This is a genomic window from Agromyces sp. PvR057 (assembly GCF_040547485.1).
In the GTDB taxonomy this organism is placed as follows: Bacteria; Actinomycetota; Actinomycetes; order Actinomycetales; family Microbacteriaceae; genus Agromyces.
Window position 1 is genome coordinate 1,146,449 of the sequence record NZ_JBEPPT010000001.1, and the last position, 14,944, is coordinate 1,161,392.

Below are 14,944 nucleotides of genomic sequence, written 5' to 3' on the forward strand. Positions count from 1 at the left end.
GGGTGCGAACGCCGGTCAGAACGCGAGGATGCGCGTCGGGGTGACGACGCCGTTGACCGGCTGATCGTGCACCTCCCGCGGAACGTCCTCGACGAACTCGCTGTCGAAGACCACGGCGTACACCGGAGGACATTTTCCCATCGAACCGAGGGTTTTGTCGAAATAGCCTCGACCCCAGCCCAGACGCATGCCGGTTCGGTCGATCGCGGCGGCCGGAACGATGATCAGGTCGACGTCGTTGATCGCCATCGGACCGAGCAGTTCGCCGACCGCCTCTGGGGTGCCGTGCAGGCCGAGCACCTCGTTCTCGGACTCGCCGATGGTCCAGTCGAGGAGTCCGTCGTCGCGCGTCACGGGGAACAGCACCCGGATGCCGTGGCCCTCGGCCCACTCGACGAACGGACGCGTGTCGGGTTCGGACGGCATCGAGAGGTAGCACGACACCGACGCGGCATCCGTCGACCCGACCAGCTCCTCGAGCCTCGAGGTGAAGCCCTCGGTCGCGATCCGGCGTTCGTGGGTGGACATGTTCCGGCGGCGTTCGCGGAGCTCGGCGCGCAGAATCCGCTTCTGGACGGACGGATCGTCGGACATGCCCCTCATCCTAAGACGATGTTCAGCTTTCGTGACCGCGCGGGAACGGGCTTCCGGATACGCTGAAGCGCATGACTGAACGCATCACCAAGGCAGTGATCCCGGCGGCCGGCCTCGGCACTCGATTCCTTCCCGCGACGAAGGCGATGCCGAAGGAGATGCTGCCGGTCGTCGACAAGCCCGCGATCCAGTACGTCGTCGAAGAGGCCGTCGCCGCCGGGCTCGACGACGTGCTGATGATCATCGGACGCAACAAGAACGCACTCGCGAACCACTTCGACCGCGTCACCGAGCTCGAGCAGACGCTCGAGACGAAGGGCGACGACTCCAAGCTCTCGAAGGTCAAGGAGTCCAGCGACCTCGCCGACGTGCACTTCGTGCGCCAGGGCGACCCGAAGGGCCTCGGGCACGCCGTGCTCCGCGCTCGCAAGCACGTCGGCAACGAGTCGTTCGCCGTGCTCCTCGGCGACGACCTCATCGATGCCCGCGACCCGCTCCTCACGCGCATGCTCGAGGTGCACGCCGAGCGCGGCGCCACGGTCGTGGCCCTGCTCGAGGTCGACCCCGACAGCATCCACCTCTACGGCGCCGCGGCCGTCGAGGCGACCGACGAAGACGACGTCGTGCGCGTCACCGGACTGGTCGAGAAGCCGGCGAAGGAGGTCGCGCCCTCGAACTACGCCGTGATCGGCCGCTACGTGCTGAAGCCCGACGTGTTCGACGTGCTCGAGCACACCGAGCCGGGCAAGGGCGGCGAGATCCAGCTCACCGACGCGCTCATGGAGATGGCGGGCGACGTCGAGGGCACCGGCGGCGTCTACGGCGTCGTCTTCCGCGGGCGCCGCTACGACACGGGCGACAAGCTCGACTACATCAAGGCCGTCGTGCAGCTCGCGGCCGATCGCGACGACATCGGTCCCGAGCTCAAGCCGTGGCTCGTCGAGTACGTCGCCGGCCTCGGGCGCGACTGACGATGCCCGCCGCCGCGATCCCGACGCTCCGCGACGGCGACCTGGTGGTGCGCCCGATCCGGGCGCGCGACGCGAAGCAGCTCGAGCGCGTGCTGCTCGACAACCGCGCCTGGCTGCGGCAGTGGGAGGCCACGTATCCCGGCGGCGGATCGATCATCGACACGCGCGCGAGCATCCGCAACCTGCTCGCGCACGCGCGCGCCGGGCATGCGCTCCCGTTCCTGCTCGAGGTCGACGGCGAGATCGTCGGCCAGCTCAATGTGTCGTCGATCACCTACGGGTCGCTCTCGTCGGCCTCGATCGGGTACTGGGTCGCGCAGGGCGTCGCGGGTCGCGGCATCACGCCCGCCGCCGTCGCGCTCGCGACCGACTACTGCTTCCGGGTGCTGCGGCTGCACCGCATCGAGATCTGCATCCGACCCGAGAACGGGCCATCGCTTCGTGTCGTCGAGAAGCTCGGGTTCCGCTACGAGGGCCTCCGTCGGCGCTTCATCCACATCGACGGTTCGTGGCGCGACCACTTCTCGTTCGCGCTCGTGGCCGAGGAGATCCCGGGCGGCGTGCTCACGCGATGGCGCGACGGTCGCGTCCCGGTGGATGCCGCACGCATCCCGCTCGACGATCGCACCGCCGCGGCGCAGCCGCTTCGGCTATCAGATCATTGACACACCCCGCAAGCGCCCCCGGCATCCGTCCGTGGTGACCTAGCGTATTCACATGGGTGTGATCGGCGGGGGTCTGCTCGTGGCAGTGGCCGCGGCATTGTGGATCGCGTACCTCATGCCCATCTGGTTCCGGCGTCGGCAGTACCTCGCGACCGAGCGCAATGCGGTTCGGCTGCAGCAGACCCTGCGCATCCTCGCCGAGACGGCAGAGACGCCCGAGCCGGTGCTCATCGAGGCCAACGCACGTCAGATCGCCCTGCACCAGCGCGCCCTGCGCGAGCAGGAGCGCACGGCGCGCCTCGAGGCGCAGACCACCGAGCGACTCGCCATCGCCGAGCGCCGGGTCGCCCAGGCGGCGGCGGAGGCCGCGGCCGAGGTGGTCGCGCACACGCCCGTCGTCCCGCCGGCCGCGCCCACCGAGCCAATCACGGTCATCGCGCCGGATGCCGCGGCCGCTGTCCGCGCCACGACCGGAGCGTCGGCCGGGTCGCCCGTCGCGTCGCGTCGCGTGCTGCGCCGGCGCCGCGCCCTCTGCTCGCTGCTCCTGCTCGTCGGGCTGCTGACGGCCGTCGGCGGACTCGTCGGGCTCGTCTTCGGGGCCTCGCCGCTCGTCGCCGTGGCCGGCGGGGCGCTCGTCGCGCTGGCCTTGACCGCACTCGCGTCGCTCGCCCGTGTCCGCACGACCGCACCGGTCGCGGCGCCCGTGGCGCGTCCCGTCGTCGAGGCCTTCGAGCCCGTCGAACTCGCCGCAGACGCCGAGCGCCACGAGGGCTGGACCCCGCAGCCGCTGCCGAAGCCGCTCACGCTCTCGCGCGGCACGATCGCGGCCACCGCGATGGCCTCGATCGAGGCCGCCGCCGAACTGCAGCGCCTCGCGCAGGAGGCGGAGCGCGCCAAGCGCATCGACGAACTCGCGACGCCCGTTCCCACGATCGCTCCCGCCGCACCGGCGTCGGAGCCGGCGCCGGCGAAGGCCGCGCCCGAGCCGGCGAGCCCCTACGCGGGCATGGGTCTGGTCGGCGAACCGCAGCGCCGGTTCGGCGATCTCGACGCCGTCCTGCAGCGTCGGCGCAAGGTCGGCTGAGCGTCCGATCGAGCCCGCGGCGGTGGTCGGAACCACCCGTTCAGTGGTGATAGGCTCGTACTCGCTCGGGCCCATGGCGCAGTTGGTAGCGCGTCTCGTTCGCAATGAGAAGGTCGGGGGTTCGAATCCCCCTGGGTCCACCAGCAACCTGAAGGCTCCGGAGAAATCCGGGGCCTTCGGTGTTTCCCGGCCGGTGTTCTCGGCCCGGGTTTCCGAGGCGGCGTAGTCTGGCATGGATGTCGCAGCCACCGGTCACCAGGTCCATTCCCGTCTCCGAGCGGCACCGGTGGCGGGCGTACTGGATCTGCGTCGGCGTGGCCGCGCTCACGATCCTCGACCTGTCGAAGGTCAACGTCGGGCTCCCGTCGATCGAGGCGGCCTTCGACGCCTCGGCGACGCAGCTGCAGCTCATCGTCGCCGGTTACGTGCTGACGTTCGGGCTCACGCTCGTGCCCGCAGGTCGCATCGGCGACCAGCGGTCGCGCAAGACGCTGTTCGTCACCGGCCTCAGCCTCTTCCTCGTCACGAGCCTCGTGGCGGCGATCGCCCCGAACATCACGGTGCTGCTCGTGGCCCGACTGCTGCAGGGGGTCGCGGCCGGCATCCAGATGCCGCAGGTGCTCGGCATCATCCAGGAGCTGTTCCGTGGCAAGGAGCGCGGCAAGGCCTTCGGCCTCTTCGGGGCGACCATCGGCCTCGCCACGGCGTTCGGGCCCACGCTCGGCGGACTCATGATCGCGATCGGCGGGCCGACCGACGGCTGGCGCGGCATCTTCCTCATCAACGTTCCGCTCGTGATCATCGCACTCGTGCTGGCGATCTGGTTCCTGCCGGTGACGCGGCGGCCGTCGAACGATCCGCTCTCGCTCGACCCCGTCGGCCTGTCCCTCTTCGCCGTGACCGTGATCGCGCTCATGTGGCCGTTCCTGTTCACGACCGGATCGCCGAGCGACAACCCGGCGCGCTGGTGGGTGCTCGTGGTGTTCGTGCTCGCGCTCATCGGGTTCCTCTCGTGGGAACGGCGGTACGCGGCATCCGGAAACCAACCGCTCGTGCCGCTCGCCCTGTTCGGCGTCGCGTCGTTCCGCAACGGCATCTCGCTCGCGAGCGTCTACTTCGCCGCCATGCCGTCGATGTTCCTGCTCACGACCCTGTACCTGCAGGACGGGCTCGGACTCGAGGCCGTGTTCGCCGGCATGGTCAGCATCGGCTTCGCCCTCGTCAGTGCCGTGAGCTCGTGGATCGGCGGCAACCTCGTGAACCGCCTCGGTCGTCCGCTCGTCGTCGCCGGCCTCGTGCTGCTCCTCGTGGGCATCGCCCTGCTCGTGCTCGTCGCGATCACGACACCGCCCGAGATCACCCCGTGGGCGATGGCCGGCGCGATGGCGATCGCCGGTGCGGGCGGCGGCCTCGTGGTCTCGCCGAACCAGACGCTCACGCTCATGGACATCCCGGTGCGGCAGGGCGGGCTCGCCGGCTCGGTCGGGCAGCTCGGGCAGCGGATCGGCACGGCGATCGGCACTGCGGTGACGCTCTCGCTCTTCTACTCGACGATCTTCCGGGAGTCGGACGGCAAGCCCGACCTCGCCGTCTATCACCACGCGTACGGCTACGGCATGCTCGCGGTCGCCGTGCTCATCGCCGTCGCGTTCGGCATCGGGGTCGCCGACCTCGGCTCCCGGCGTCGGCGGCGCGGCCAGGACGGCACCGGTCCGGTCGACGGCGACGACGCCGCGGCCGTGGGCTGAGCGAGCTCAGCGCACGGCGCAGTGCGCACGGCGCCTCGCTCAGCCGATCGCGAGGATGCGGGCGCGTTCGGGCTTGTCGAAGTGCTCGAGCGCGGCACGCAGGGCGACCCGGGGCATGCCGGCCGCTCGGGGCTCGAGGAACGCGGTGAGCCGTGGACGGTCGAGATCGCCCGCCGAACGCAGGACCCAGCCGAGCGCCTTCGCGACGTACGGCTCCTGGTCGGCGGCGAGGGTCTCGGCGATCGCGTAGGCGTCGTCGAGCTCGCCGCGCTTGAGGAACGCGAAGGTCGCGACGAGCGCCGTGCGACGCTCGGGCCAGGCTCCGGATGCCGCGAGCCGCCCGAGGGGCGACCGATCGCGTTCGAGCAGCCACGCGCCGACCACGTCGCGTGCGGCGAGGTCGACGAGGTCCCACTGGTCGATGCGGTCGTGGCGGCGCAGGTAGAGGTCGTAGAGCTCGTGCCGCCGGGACTCGGGCGCGCGGCGATGCGAGGCCGACTTGCCCATGATGCTGCATGCGAGGGCGCGCACCTCGTGCGTCGGCTGCTCGAGCAGTGCCTCGAGCTCGGCCACGGGCAGGTCGAGCGCCGTCTTCGCGACGTCGAACACCGCGCCCATGCGCACCCCGATGAAGGGCGCCGAATCGTCGGGCGGGAAGAACCGCGTGTACTTCTGGCGCTCCTCGGGCGTCGCGAGGGCTTCGAGCCGGGAGACCAGCGCCGCGGCATCCGTCGCCGACGCCGGATCGGGCGACCCCGCGGCATCCGTCATCCCGCGCCCCCTCCCGTGCGCACGGCGTCAGCTTACGGCAGCGTGCTCCTGCGCCTCGGGAGCGTCGGAGAACGCGAGCTTCGGCACGAAGGCGAGCAGCACGACCGAGACCGCGGCCGTGAGCCCGCACACGATCCAGACGGTGAGGTAGCCCGAGAGCGAGCCGGCCGTGCCCTCGACCTCGCCCGACCCGCCCGTGAGGTGACTCGCGAGCGCGATGCCGAACACGCACGAGGCGATCGCGCCGCCGACGGTCTTGACCGAGTTCGTGAGCCCGGTCGCGACGCCCGTCTGACGCGGGGGAGCGGCCGCCGCGGCTGCGGCGGGCAGCGCGGCGACGAGGGCACCGGAGCCGATGCCCGCGATCACCATGTTCGTGAGCGTCTGCGCGTACGTGTCGTGCAGCGGCACGAACAGCAGGTAGCCGACGGCGACGAGGGAGGAGGCGACCATGAGCGTGATGCGCGGCGTGAGCCGGCGCGCGACCGACGAGTACGAGAGGGCGCCCGCGATCATCGCGATGAGGTAGACGCCGATGAGCAGCGACGTCTGGAACCCCTGCGTGCCGAGTCCGTAGCCGTAGACCTCGGGATCCGTTCGTGCGAACGTCGAGAGCGGCGCCTGGGCGCCGAGCACGCTGACGCCGAACAGGCCGGCGGTGATGAACACCGGTCGCAGCGACGGCGACGCGAACATGCGCACGTCGATGAGCGGGTCGTCGTGGTGGAGCTCGAACCGGGCGAAGACCGCGCCGAGCGCGATGCCGAGCACGATGAGCCCCCATGACAGCGGGTCGCCGACGCCATTCAGGCGGAGGAAGCTGAGACCGCCCGTGACGGACAGCAGCGAGAGCGAGACGAGGACGAGTCCGACCAGGTCGAGGCGACCGCCCGTGAGGTCGGGCGACTCCTTCACGCCGAACAGGATGACGAAGAAGCAGGCGGTCACCGCGATCGCGGGGATCAGCAGCACGGTCGTGAGCGGGAGCGCGTCGATCAGGGCGCCGCCGGCGAGCGCACCCGAGATGGCGCCGATCTCGAGCGCGGCGACGAGGACGCCGGCGGACTTCATGGTGAGCGAGGCCGGGTGTCCGGCCCGACGCGAACGCGACCAGATCAGCGCGATCTCGAGGGGCAGCCAGACCACGTAGAAGCCCTGCAGCGCCCACGCGGCGAGGAAGACGGGGAACGAGTCGGTGAAGGGCAGCACGAACGACGCGGCCGCGGTGATGGCGGTCGACCACACGAGCATGCGCTTGTGGCCCACCATGTCGCCGAGCTTCGCGAAGGCGGGCACGACGAGCGCCGACAGCATGAGCTGCGTGCCCTCGAGCCAGTTCACGTCGGCGTCGTGGATGCCGAGGTTGCGCGCGATGTCGGTGAGCATCGGGGTGTAGAAGCCCTGCAGGATGCCGCTCGTGAACTCGACGAACGCGAGGAATCCGACGATCGCGGCGAGTGGTCCGAGGCTGACGGCACGCGGCATCGGGGGCTCCTTCGGGTTGGGGTGGATTCACCCTAAGCCCTCGTGAGAGCGCTCCAGATCCGGGCACGGCCCCGGTTGGTCACGCTTCGGTCACACCTGGGCGGATGTCGCGACGGCGCGTCGCGACATCCGGCGCCCGGGTGCGTGGCCGGCCGTGCTCAGTCCGTCAGCGAGGCGAGGAGCGCGCGGTGGAACCGTTCGCCGCGTTCGAGGCTGTCGAACGTGACCGACTCGTCGACGCCGTGGATCGCCGCGCGCTGTGCCGCGGTCATCGCGAGCGGCGCGAAGCGGAACACGGCCGGCGAGAAGCGGTGGAACCAGCGCGAGTCGGTCGCCGCCATCACGAGGTACGGCGCGGTGATCGCCTCGGGATACGACGCGGCGACGGCCGCCTCGATCGCACGGAACGCCGGGCCGTCGGTCGCCGACTCCGGCGAGGGCTCGCTGCCGTCGAGCACGGTGACGCTCACGTGCCGATCGCGGATGACGCGGCGCACCCGCTCGGCGGTGCCTGCCACGGTCTCGCCGGGTGCGATGCGCAGGTTCAGCACGGCCGCGGCCTGCGACGGCAGCACATTGTGCGCGGTGCCGCCCTCGAGCATCGTCGCCGCGACGGTCGTGTGCACGATGGCCGCCGGCTCGCCGCCGAGCCGCGCGAACACGCGGGCCGTGACCCACGGCATCGCCGTGAGCGCCTGCAGCAGGAGTCGGGGAGCGCCCTTCGTGTGCGGCGTGAAGCTGCGCAGCATGGCACGCGCCGAGGCGGGAACGCGCTTCGGGAACGGGTTCGGGTGCAGGCGGTGCACCGCACGGGCGATGCGGTCGGTCGGCGTGTGCGCGGGCGGCGCCGACGCGTGGCCGCCCTTGCTCTCGGCGGCGAGCCGCAACGACACGATGCCCTTCTCGCCGACGCCGACCATCGCGGAGGGCAGTGCGACGAACGGGAACGGCGCGTCGACGACCGCGCCGCCCTCGTCGAGGACGAGCCACGGCGTGATGCCGCGAGACTGGAAGAGGTCGGCGATCGCCCTCCCGGCGCTGCCGTGATCCTCCTCGTTGCCGCCGAACGCGAGGTACACGTCGCGCGCGGGCGTGAAGCCGTCGGCGAGCAGGTTCTCGACCGCCTCGAGCAGCACGAGCATCGGGCCCTTGTCGTCGAGCGCGCCGCGACCCCAGACCGAGTCGTCGTGGATGCGGCCCTCGAAGGGCGGGAAGGTCCAGCCGTCGGCCTCGACCGCGGGCACGACGTCGTAGTGCGCCATGAGCACGACCGGGTCGGCGTCGCCACGGCCGCGCCAGTGGAGGAGCAGGCCGAGCGGATGCGGCTGCTCGAACACGAGGTGCTCGTGGGTGAGCGGGTAGAGCTCGGCCAGCAGGTCGCGGAAGGCGTCGAAGTCGGCCATGCCGCGCTGCTCGAGCTCGGCCGAGACGGTCGGCAGCGAGATCATGCGGGACAGGCGCTCGGGGGCGCCGGCGCGGACGGTGGGAGCCAGGGGCGTTGCGGGCGTCGCAGGAACCGCCGGCGCCGTGGGGGAGTCGGGCATGCGACCCAGCGTACGACGGGTTCGGCGCCCCGTCAGGCCGCGAGGTGCGCCGCGGGCGTCACGAGCGCGGTGAGCTCGGCCGCGCTGAGTTCGCGGCCGAAGGCGGGATGCCCCGGCTCGAGCGCGCGTCCGTTCACGAGGGGTCCGCCGTCGACGGCGTCGAAGCCGAGGTCGTCGATGATGCCGGCGAGCACCGCGCGGGCGTCGGCGTCGTCGCCGACGACCGCGAGCGCACGACGGAGGGGGGATCCGGCATCCATGCTGTCGTCCTCCATCTCGTGGTAGCCGAGGTGGTTCAGCGACTTGACGACCCGCGCGCCGGGGTTTCGGGCGGCCATGATCTCGCTCGTCGACCGCTCGTCGGCGTCGATCTCGGCGATGTGGCCGTCGACCGGAGGCCAGTAGTTCATGGCGTCCACGACGATGCGGCCGCCGAAGTCCGCCCACGGCACGCTCCCGGCCTTGCCGAACGGCACCGCGACGATGATCACGTCGGCGCCGGCCACGAGCTCGGCGGGTGACGCGACCTTCGCTCCGGGGGCGACGACCGAGACGAGGAGGTCGAGGGCGGTCTGGCGCGGCGAGCCGGCGAGGACGACCTCGTATCCGGCTGCCACGAGCAGCCGAGCGAGGGCGGTGCCCACCTTTCCCGCCCCGAAGATGCCGATCGCCGGCAGATCTGCCACGTGCATGTCTCCATTCTCGCGCGCACGCCCGACGGCGCCCGAAGGTTCCATGCGTGTGCATCAGGTTCAACCCGTCGAACGGATGCCGCATTCCCGGCGCCGCCCGTCATGGCCGACCGCCCGCGCGAGGAATACCATCGGGGAAGGCGGGGTTGGTCTATGCGAACGCATACGGATGAAGACGGAGCATCATGACCCACTACGAGTTCGGCGTCGACACGTTCGGCGACATCACCCTCGACGCCGACGGCGCGAAGCTCTCGCACGCGCAGGTGCTGCGCAACGTCGTCGAGGAGGGCGTGCTGGCCGACCGGCTCGGACTCGACTTCTTCGGGGTCGGCGAGCACCACCGCCACGAGTTCGCCGTCTCGGCGCCCGAGGTCGTGCTCGCCGCGATCGCCGCCCGCACCGAGCGGATCCACCTCGGATCCGCGGTCACCGTGCTGAGCAGCGACGACCCCGTGCGCGTGCACCAGCGCTTCGCCACGCTCGACGGCATCTCGAACGGACGCGCCGAGGTGATCCTCGGCCGTGGCTCGTTCATCGAGTCGTTCCCGCTGTTCGGCTACGACCTCGCCCAGTACCAGGAGCTCTTCGACGAGAAGCTCGAGCTCTTCGCCGCCCTGCTGCCGCAGGAGCCCGTCACCTGGAGCGGCAAGCTTCGGCCGGCACTGACCGACCAGCTCGTGTACCCGACCGTCGAGCACGGCTCACTGAAGACCTGGATCGGCGTCGGCGGCAGCCCCGAGTCCGTCGTGCGCGCCGCGCACTACGGCCTGCCGCTCGTGCTCGCGATCATCGGCGGCAGCGCAGCGCGCTTCGCACCCCTCGCCGACCTCTACCGGCGCGCGCTCGACCAGTTCGGCCACGAGCCGCAGCCCGTCGCGATCCACTCGCCCGGCTTCATCGCCGACAGCACCTCGGAGGCCCTCGACACGCTCTGGCCGCACTACGAGGCGATGATGAACAAGATCGGCCGCGAGCGCGGCTGGGGTCCCACGAACCGGCGGCACTTCGAGGACGAGGCCGTCGCCGGCGCGCTCTACGCGGGCGAGCCCGAGGCCGTCGCCCACCGCATCGCCGACGCGCTGCGCGTCACCGGCGCGACCCGGTTCGACATGAAGGTCTCCAACGGCGGGCTCTCGCACGAGGCCATCATGGGCAGCATCGAGCGCTACGCCACCCAGGTGGTGCCACGCGTGCGCGAGCTGCTCGCAGCGGACGCCGACATCGACGGCGAACTCGCCGCCGCGCGCGAACTCGCCGCACAGGACCGGGCGGATGCCGCGGCCGAACGGGCGAGCTCGGTCGAGTAGCCCGCTCAGGCGGTGGCCCGCGCGGCGCGACGCCGCACGATCGCGCGGAACCACGCGGCATCCGGGACCCGCGCGAGGAACGTGCCCGAGATGATCGTGATGAGCACGTAGGCCGTCGCGAGCGAGGCGAGCTCGGGTGCGGCACCGGATGCCACGGCGATGCCCGCGATCACGATCGAGAACTCGCCGCGCGGCCCCAGCGTGAAGCCGGCGCGCCACTGCCCGAGCGTGCCGACGCCCGCGCGCCTCGCCGCGTAGGCGCCCGTGACGACCTTCGTGGCGATCGTGACGACCGCGAGCAGGAAGGCCGGCAGCAGCATCGACCAGAGCGCCGACGAGTCGGACGTGATGCCGAAGAACACGAAGAACGTGGCCGCGAACAGGTCGCGGAGCGGCGTCAGCACGCGGCTCGCCGCCGCGGCGACGCGCCCGGAGAGCGCGATGCCGACGAGGAACGCGCCGACCGCCGAGGACACGCTCACCTGGGCCGCGAGCCCGGCGACGAGCATCGTGAGCCCGAGCACGCCGAGCAGCAACGGCTCGGCGTGGTCTGCCGGGAACAGGCGCGACACGATGTGGCCGTGCCGGAGCGCGACGTAGAGGATCACGCTGACCACGCCCACGGCGATCGCCACGCCGATGGCGCCCTGCAGGATGCTCGCACCCACCGCGAGCGCCGAGAGGATCGGCAGGTAGAACGCCATCGCGAGGTCTTCGATGACGAGCACGCCGAGGATCGCGGGCGTCTCGCGGTTCGACAGGCGCCCGAGGTCGCGCAGCAGCGTGGCCACCACACCGGAGGACGACACCCAGGTGACGCCCGCGAGCGCGACCGCCGCGAGCGGCCCCCACCCGAACATGAGCGCCACCAGGGCGCCGGGCACGGCGTTCAGCAGCGCATCGACGATGCCCGCCGCGCGCGTGGACTTGAGGCTCCCGAAGAGCTCCGGCGCGGTGTACTCGAGCCCGAGCAGCGCGAGCAGCAGGATGATGCCGATCTCGGAGCCGGCCTCGAGGAACTCGGCGCTCGCGTCGAGCGGCACGAGGCCGCCCTCGCCGAACGCGAGCCCGATCACGAGGTAGAACGGGATCGGCGACATGCCGATGCGCAGGGCGAGGCGCCCGGCCAGGCTCATGATGAGCAGTAGCGCGCCGACTTCGATCAGCAGCAGGGTGGTGTCGTGCATCGGCGGCGCCCGGCGATCAGTCGGGGCCGTTGGCGAGCAGCTTGGCTACTCCGTCGAGTCCTTCTCGCGTTCCGACGGCGACGATGACGTCGCCCGCCCGCAGGTGATCGGCCGGCGTCGGGGAGGGGATGATCGTGCCGTCGCGGACGATCGCCACGATCGACGCGTGCGTGCGCGTGCGGGCCTTCGTCTCGCCGAGGGTGCGATTCAGGTACGGGGAATCGGTCGGCAGGGCGATCTGCTCGGTGTACAGGCCCGCGGTCTCGTCGCTGAGGCTCGTGAGACGGCTCAGCATGACCGAGGCGCCGAGCACGTCGGCCAGCGCCGCCGCCTCGTCGTCGTTCAGCTGGATCGAGTCACGGCACGCGTCGGGATCGTCCCGATCGAAGACGCCGAGATCGCGCTCGCCGTCGCGGTGCGAGACGACGCTGATGCGACGCCCGCCTTCGGTCACCAGGTCGTGACGCACGCCGATGCCCGGCAGGTCGACCTTCTCGATGCGAATACCCACAGCGGATATCGTAACCCCGCTGACGGGGTGGCCGTCCGGTTCGGCGCGGCTCGCCTCGCCGCTGGACGTCAGCCCGTGACGCGCGTGCGCATCTCGAGCACCGGGGTGCCGTCGTCGTCGCCCAGGTCGAACTCCACGCGCGCCTCGACGAGCTCGCCGAGCGAGCCGACATGCGTGCCGCCGCACGGGATCTCGGCCGTGCCGTCCGGCAGCTCGGCGACCCAGGTGCGGCGGTCGGTGAGGCCCTCGCCCGGGCGGTCGATGCGAACGGGGGTGCCGGCGGCGATCCACTCGGCGATGGTCGCGGAGACGGCCTGCGCCAGGGCGTCGAGGTCGGCGTCGAGCAGGCTCGCGACGTCGAAGCCGGCGCGCCGCAGCGACTTGTTGAGCCGGTAGCGGTCGACCGATGCGCGGGGCTCGATGCGGCTCGATGCGATCGCGATGCCGTCGAAGTCGGGGCGGCCGAGCGCATCGGTGCGGGCGGCCTTCGACCAGTGCCCCTCGAGCGCGGCGTTCAGGGCGAGGGATGCCGCGTGGCACGCCGTGTGGCCGAGCGACAGGGCGCGGCGCGCCGTGGCATCCGCCGTGATGACGACGTCGTCGCCTTCGGCGATCGCCGCGTCGCCGGCGGCGGGGGCGTCGACGAGGTGCGCGACGACGAACGCCCAGCCCTCGGTGCCCTTGCGCACGGGGATGTCGGCGCCGAGGTGCAGCGTCGTGCCGTCGGTCGCCGCGACGACCGCGTCGACGACCGGCAGCTCGACGCCGCGCACGGCGATGGTGCCGGAATCGGCCGGCTGGTCGGGCCAGGCGGCGTCGACGGGGTGGAAGCTCGTGACGTCGGTCACGACCGCGAGCCGGTCGTCACCGACGCCCGCGACGTGCAGCACGACCGCACGCTGCATGAGCTCGCCGGCGGGATACGTGACGCGGGTGTCCTGCGTGGGGAGGGGCATCGGGGCGGTGCTCAGGCCTTGTCGCTGCGGCCGAGGAAGCTCAGCGGGATCGCCATCGAGATCGCGATGCAGACGATGCCCGCGAAGAAGACGATCGCCTCGAACCCGGCCACGTGCGTGGCATTGCCCATGAGCCACATGCCGAACACGAACACGGCCATGGCGATGATGAACAGAACGGCGCTCACGACGACCCCCTTGACGAGTACGCGGCGCTGCGCCGCACGAGGCCAGTCTATCGAGCGGATGTCGCGACCCGCCGGAACCTCATTCGGGGACGGGCCCCAGCCAGGCGTTCGCGACCGTCGCGTGGGCGGACTCGTCGTCGGAGGGGTGGAAGATGCCCGCGAGCACGTCGCGGGAGAGGCGCCCGATCTCGGAGCCCGCGAAGTAGCTCGATCCGCCGGAGACCCGCACGGCCTGGTCGACGACCTGCTTCGCCGTCTCGGTCGATCGCACCTTCACGCCCACGAGCTTCGCGAACCAGCGCGAGCCGTGGTCGACGAGCCCGTCGAGGTCGTGGGCCACGGCGAGCAGCTGCGGTTCGAGGGCGTCCTGCGCGAGCGCGGCGTCCGCGATGCGCCAGCGGATGTCGGGGTCGTGCGCGTACGGGGCGCCGTCGCGCTTCATCGAGGTGCGGCGGTGGGCCGCGGCCACCGCCAGGTCGAGGGCGCGGGCGCCGATGCCCGCGTACACCGAGGCCAGGAGCAGCTCGAAGCTCGCGAAGATGCCGAACACGAGCGGGTCGGCGTTGGGCCCGGGGTCGAGCCGGCGCACGATGCGATCGGATGCCGCGTAGGCGCCGTCGAGCACGGTCGTGCGGCTCTGGCTGGCGCGCATGCCGAGCGTGTTCCAGTCGTCGAGGATCTTCACGTCGGGGTCTTCGCGGTCGATGAAGCCGTAGACGAGCTTCGGGGCATCCGCCGACGCCGTGTCGAGCCCCATGGTGCCGAGCCTGGTCCACGCGGGCGAGAGCGAGGTGAAGATCTTTCGGCCCGAGTAGCGGTAGCCGCCGTCGGGCTGCGGATCGGCATCGGTGCGGGAGCCGAAGAGCATGAGGTCGTTGCCGGCCTCGCTGATGCCGAAGCCGAAGATCTCGCCCGCCCCGGCCTCGCGCTGCAGGAACTCGAGCGTGTCGTCGCCGCGGTCGGCGAGGATCTTCGCGACCGCGGTCCAGACGAGGTGCATGTTGACGGCGAGGGCGGTGGCCGGGGCCGCGCCCGCGAGGCGCATCTGCCCTCGCACCGCGTCGTCGAGTCCCCAGCCGAGGCCGCCGAACCGCGTCGGCACGAGCGCGCGCAGGTAGCCGATCTCGCGGAGCTCGACGAGGTCCTCGTCGAAGAACGCGTTCTCCCGGTCGTAGCGCGCGGCTCGTTCTCGGAAGCGTTCGAGCAGGTCGTCGTCGAGCAGGGTCTCGGGCATCGAG

The 14,944-nt window shown here is 71.6% G+C and carries 15 protein-coding genes and 1 tRNA gene; 6 read left to right on the top strand and 10 right to left on the bottom strand.

Annotated features, from left to right (window positions below):
* Positions 1-15: 15 nt before the first annotated feature.
* Complete coding sequence (locus ABIC29_RS05135; protein WP_354243299.1) at positions 16-594, bottom strand: 5-formyltetrahydrofolate cyclo-ligase; 579 nt, start codon at positions 592-594, stop codon at positions 16-18.
* A 71-nt stretch (positions 595-665) separates the two neighbouring features.
* On the opposite strand from ABIC29_RS05135, the gene galU reads away from it, so the two are divergent.
* From galU to ABIC29_RS05160, 5 genes are all read left to right on the top strand, one after another.
* Positions 666-1,565 carry a UTP--glucose-1-phosphate uridylyltransferase GalU gene (gene galU, locus ABIC29_RS05140; protein WP_116081131.1) on the top strand — a complete coding sequence of 300 codons (900 nt, stop codon included), beginning with the start codon at positions 666-668 and terminating at the stop codon, positions 1,563-1,565.
* Between the two features lie 2 nt (positions 1,566-1,567).
* The gene (locus ABIC29_RS05145; RefSeq protein WP_116081132.1) at positions 1,568-2,230 is read left to right on the top strand and encodes a GNAT family N-acetyltransferase; all 663 of its coding nucleotides are present in this window, start codon (positions 1,568-1,570) and stop codon (positions 2,228-2,230) included.
* Between the two features lie 52 nt (positions 2,231-2,282).
* A complete protein-coding gene (locus ABIC29_RS05150) occupies positions 2,283-3,314 on the top strand; it encodes a hypothetical protein (protein WP_147309129.1) in 1,032 nt (343 codons plus the stop codon).
* Between the two features lie 67 nt (positions 3,315-3,381).
* A tRNA-Ala gene (locus ABIC29_RS05155) sits at positions 3,382-3,457 on the top strand.
* A gap of 93 nt (positions 3,458-3,550) precedes the next feature.
* On the top strand, positions 3,551-5,062 hold the full coding sequence (locus ABIC29_RS05160) for an MFS transporter (protein ID WP_116081134.1): 1,512 nt from the start codon (positions 3,551-3,553) through the stop codon (positions 5,060-5,062).
* A gap of 39 nt (positions 5,063-5,101) precedes the next feature.
* On the opposite strand, the gene ABIC29_RS05165 is transcribed toward ABIC29_RS05160, so the two are convergent.
* The 4 genes from ABIC29_RS05165 to ABIC29_RS05180 form a co-directional block, all read right to left on the bottom strand.
* Positions 5,102-5,833 carry a DNA alkylation repair protein gene (locus ABIC29_RS05165; protein WP_116081135.1) on the bottom strand — a complete coding sequence of 244 codons (732 nt, stop codon included), beginning with the start codon at positions 5,831-5,833 and terminating at the stop codon, positions 5,102-5,104.
* A gap of 27 nt (positions 5,834-5,860) precedes the next feature.
* A complete protein-coding gene (locus ABIC29_RS05170; RefSeq protein WP_354243304.1) occupies positions 5,861-7,318 on the bottom strand; it encodes an MFS transporter in 1,458 nt (485 codons plus the stop codon).
* Between the two features lie 158 nt (positions 7,319-7,476).
* Entirely contained in the window at positions 7,477-8,862 is a 1,386-nt protein-coding gene (locus ABIC29_RS05175; protein WP_116081137.1) for a M20/M25/M40 family metallo-hydrolase, read from the bottom strand.
* 32 nt (positions 8,863-8,894) lie between these two features.
* The gene (locus ABIC29_RS05180; protein ID WP_502915444.1) at positions 8,895-9,599 is read right to left on the bottom strand and encodes an NADPH-dependent F420 reductase; all 705 of its coding nucleotides are present in this window, start codon (positions 9,597-9,599) and stop codon (positions 8,895-8,897) included.
* A 140-nt stretch (positions 9,600-9,739) separates the two neighbouring features.
* Here ABIC29_RS05180 and ABIC29_RS05185 point away from each other — a divergent pair, with 140 nt between their 5' ends.
* Positions 9,740-10,864, top strand: coding sequence for an LLM class flavin-dependent oxidoreductase (locus tag ABIC29_RS05185; RefSeq protein WP_116081139.1), 1,125 nt, complete (start codon positions 9,740-9,742; stop codon positions 10,862-10,864).
* Between the two features lie 5 nt (positions 10,865-10,869).
* Here ABIC29_RS05185 and ABIC29_RS05190 read toward each other — a convergent pair whose 3' ends face one another.
* From ABIC29_RS05190 to ABIC29_RS05210, 5 genes are all read right to left on the bottom strand, one after another.
* A complete protein-coding gene (locus ABIC29_RS05190) occupies positions 10,870-12,051 on the bottom strand; it encodes a cation:proton antiporter (protein ID WP_354243309.1) in 1,182 nt (393 codons plus the stop codon).
* A gap of 16 nt (positions 12,052-12,067) precedes the next feature.
* The gene (locus ABIC29_RS05195) at positions 12,068-12,562 is read right to left on the bottom strand and encodes a cation:proton antiporter regulatory subunit (RefSeq protein WP_157413452.1); all 495 of its coding nucleotides are present in this window, start codon (positions 12,560-12,562) and stop codon (positions 12,068-12,070) included.
* A 68-nt stretch (positions 12,563-12,630) separates the two neighbouring features.
* The gene (locus ABIC29_RS05200; protein ID WP_354243312.1) at positions 12,631-13,518 is read right to left on the bottom strand and encodes a metal-dependent hydrolase; all 888 of its coding nucleotides are present in this window, start codon (positions 13,516-13,518) and stop codon (positions 12,631-12,633) included.
* A gap of 11 nt (positions 13,519-13,529) precedes the next feature.
* On the bottom strand, positions 13,530-13,706 hold the full coding sequence (locus ABIC29_RS05205) for a hypothetical protein (protein ID WP_354243315.1): 177 nt from the start codon (positions 13,704-13,706) through the stop codon (positions 13,530-13,532).
* 79 nt (positions 13,707-13,785) lie between these two features.
* Entirely contained in the window at positions 13,786-14,940 is a 1,155-nt protein-coding gene (locus tag ABIC29_RS05210; RefSeq protein WP_354244606.1) for an acyl-CoA dehydrogenase family protein, read from the bottom strand.
* Positions 14,941-14,944 lie beyond the last annotated feature (4 nt).

Coding starts and splice junctions, on each gene's coding strand:
- ABIC29_RS05135 (WP_354243299.1), bottom strand. CDS start 594: ATGTCCGACGATCCGTCCGTCCAGAAGCGGATTCTGCGCGCCGAGCTC.
- galU (WP_116081131.1), top strand. CDS start 666: ATGACTGAACGCATCACCAAGGCAGTGATCCCGGCGGCCGGCCTCGGC.
- ABIC29_RS05145 (WP_116081132.1), top strand. CDS start 1,568: ATGCCCGCCGCCGCGATCCCGACGCTCCGCGACGGCGACCTGGTGGTG.
- ABIC29_RS05150 (WP_147309129.1), top strand. CDS start 2,283: ATGGGTGTGATCGGCGGGGGTCTGCTCGTGGCAGTGGCCGCGGCATTG.
- ABIC29_RS05160 (WP_116081134.1), top strand. CDS start 3,551: ATGTCGCAGCCACCGGTCACCAGGTCCATTCCCGTCTCCGAGCGGCAC.
- ABIC29_RS05165 (WP_116081135.1), bottom strand. CDS start 5,833: ATGACGGATGCCGCGGGGTCGCCCGATCCGGCGTCGGCGACGGATGCC.
- ABIC29_RS05170 (WP_354243304.1), bottom strand. CDS start 7,318: ATGCCGCGTGCCGTCAGCCTCGGACCACTCGCCGCGATCGTCGGATTC.
- ABIC29_RS05175 (WP_116081137.1), bottom strand. CDS start 8,862: ATGCCCGACTCCCCCACGGCGCCGGCGGTTCCTGCGACGCCCGCAACG.
- ABIC29_RS05180 (WP_502915444.1), bottom strand. CDS start 9,599: ATGGAACCTTCGGGCGCCGTCGGGCGTGCGCGCGAGAATGGAGACATG.
- ABIC29_RS05185 (WP_116081139.1), top strand. CDS start 9,740: ATGACCCACTACGAGTTCGGCGTCGACACGTTCGGCGACATCACCCTC.
- ABIC29_RS05190 (WP_354243309.1), bottom strand. CDS start 12,051: ATGCACGACACCACCCTGCTGCTGATCGAAGTCGGCGCGCTACTGCTC.
- ABIC29_RS05200 (WP_354243312.1), bottom strand. CDS start 13,518: ATGCCCCTCCCCACGCAGGACACCCGCGTCACGTATCCCGCCGGCGAG.
- ABIC29_RS05210 (WP_354244606.1), bottom strand. CDS start 14,940: ATGCCCGAGACCCTGCTCGACGACGACCTGCTCGAACGCTTCCGAGAA.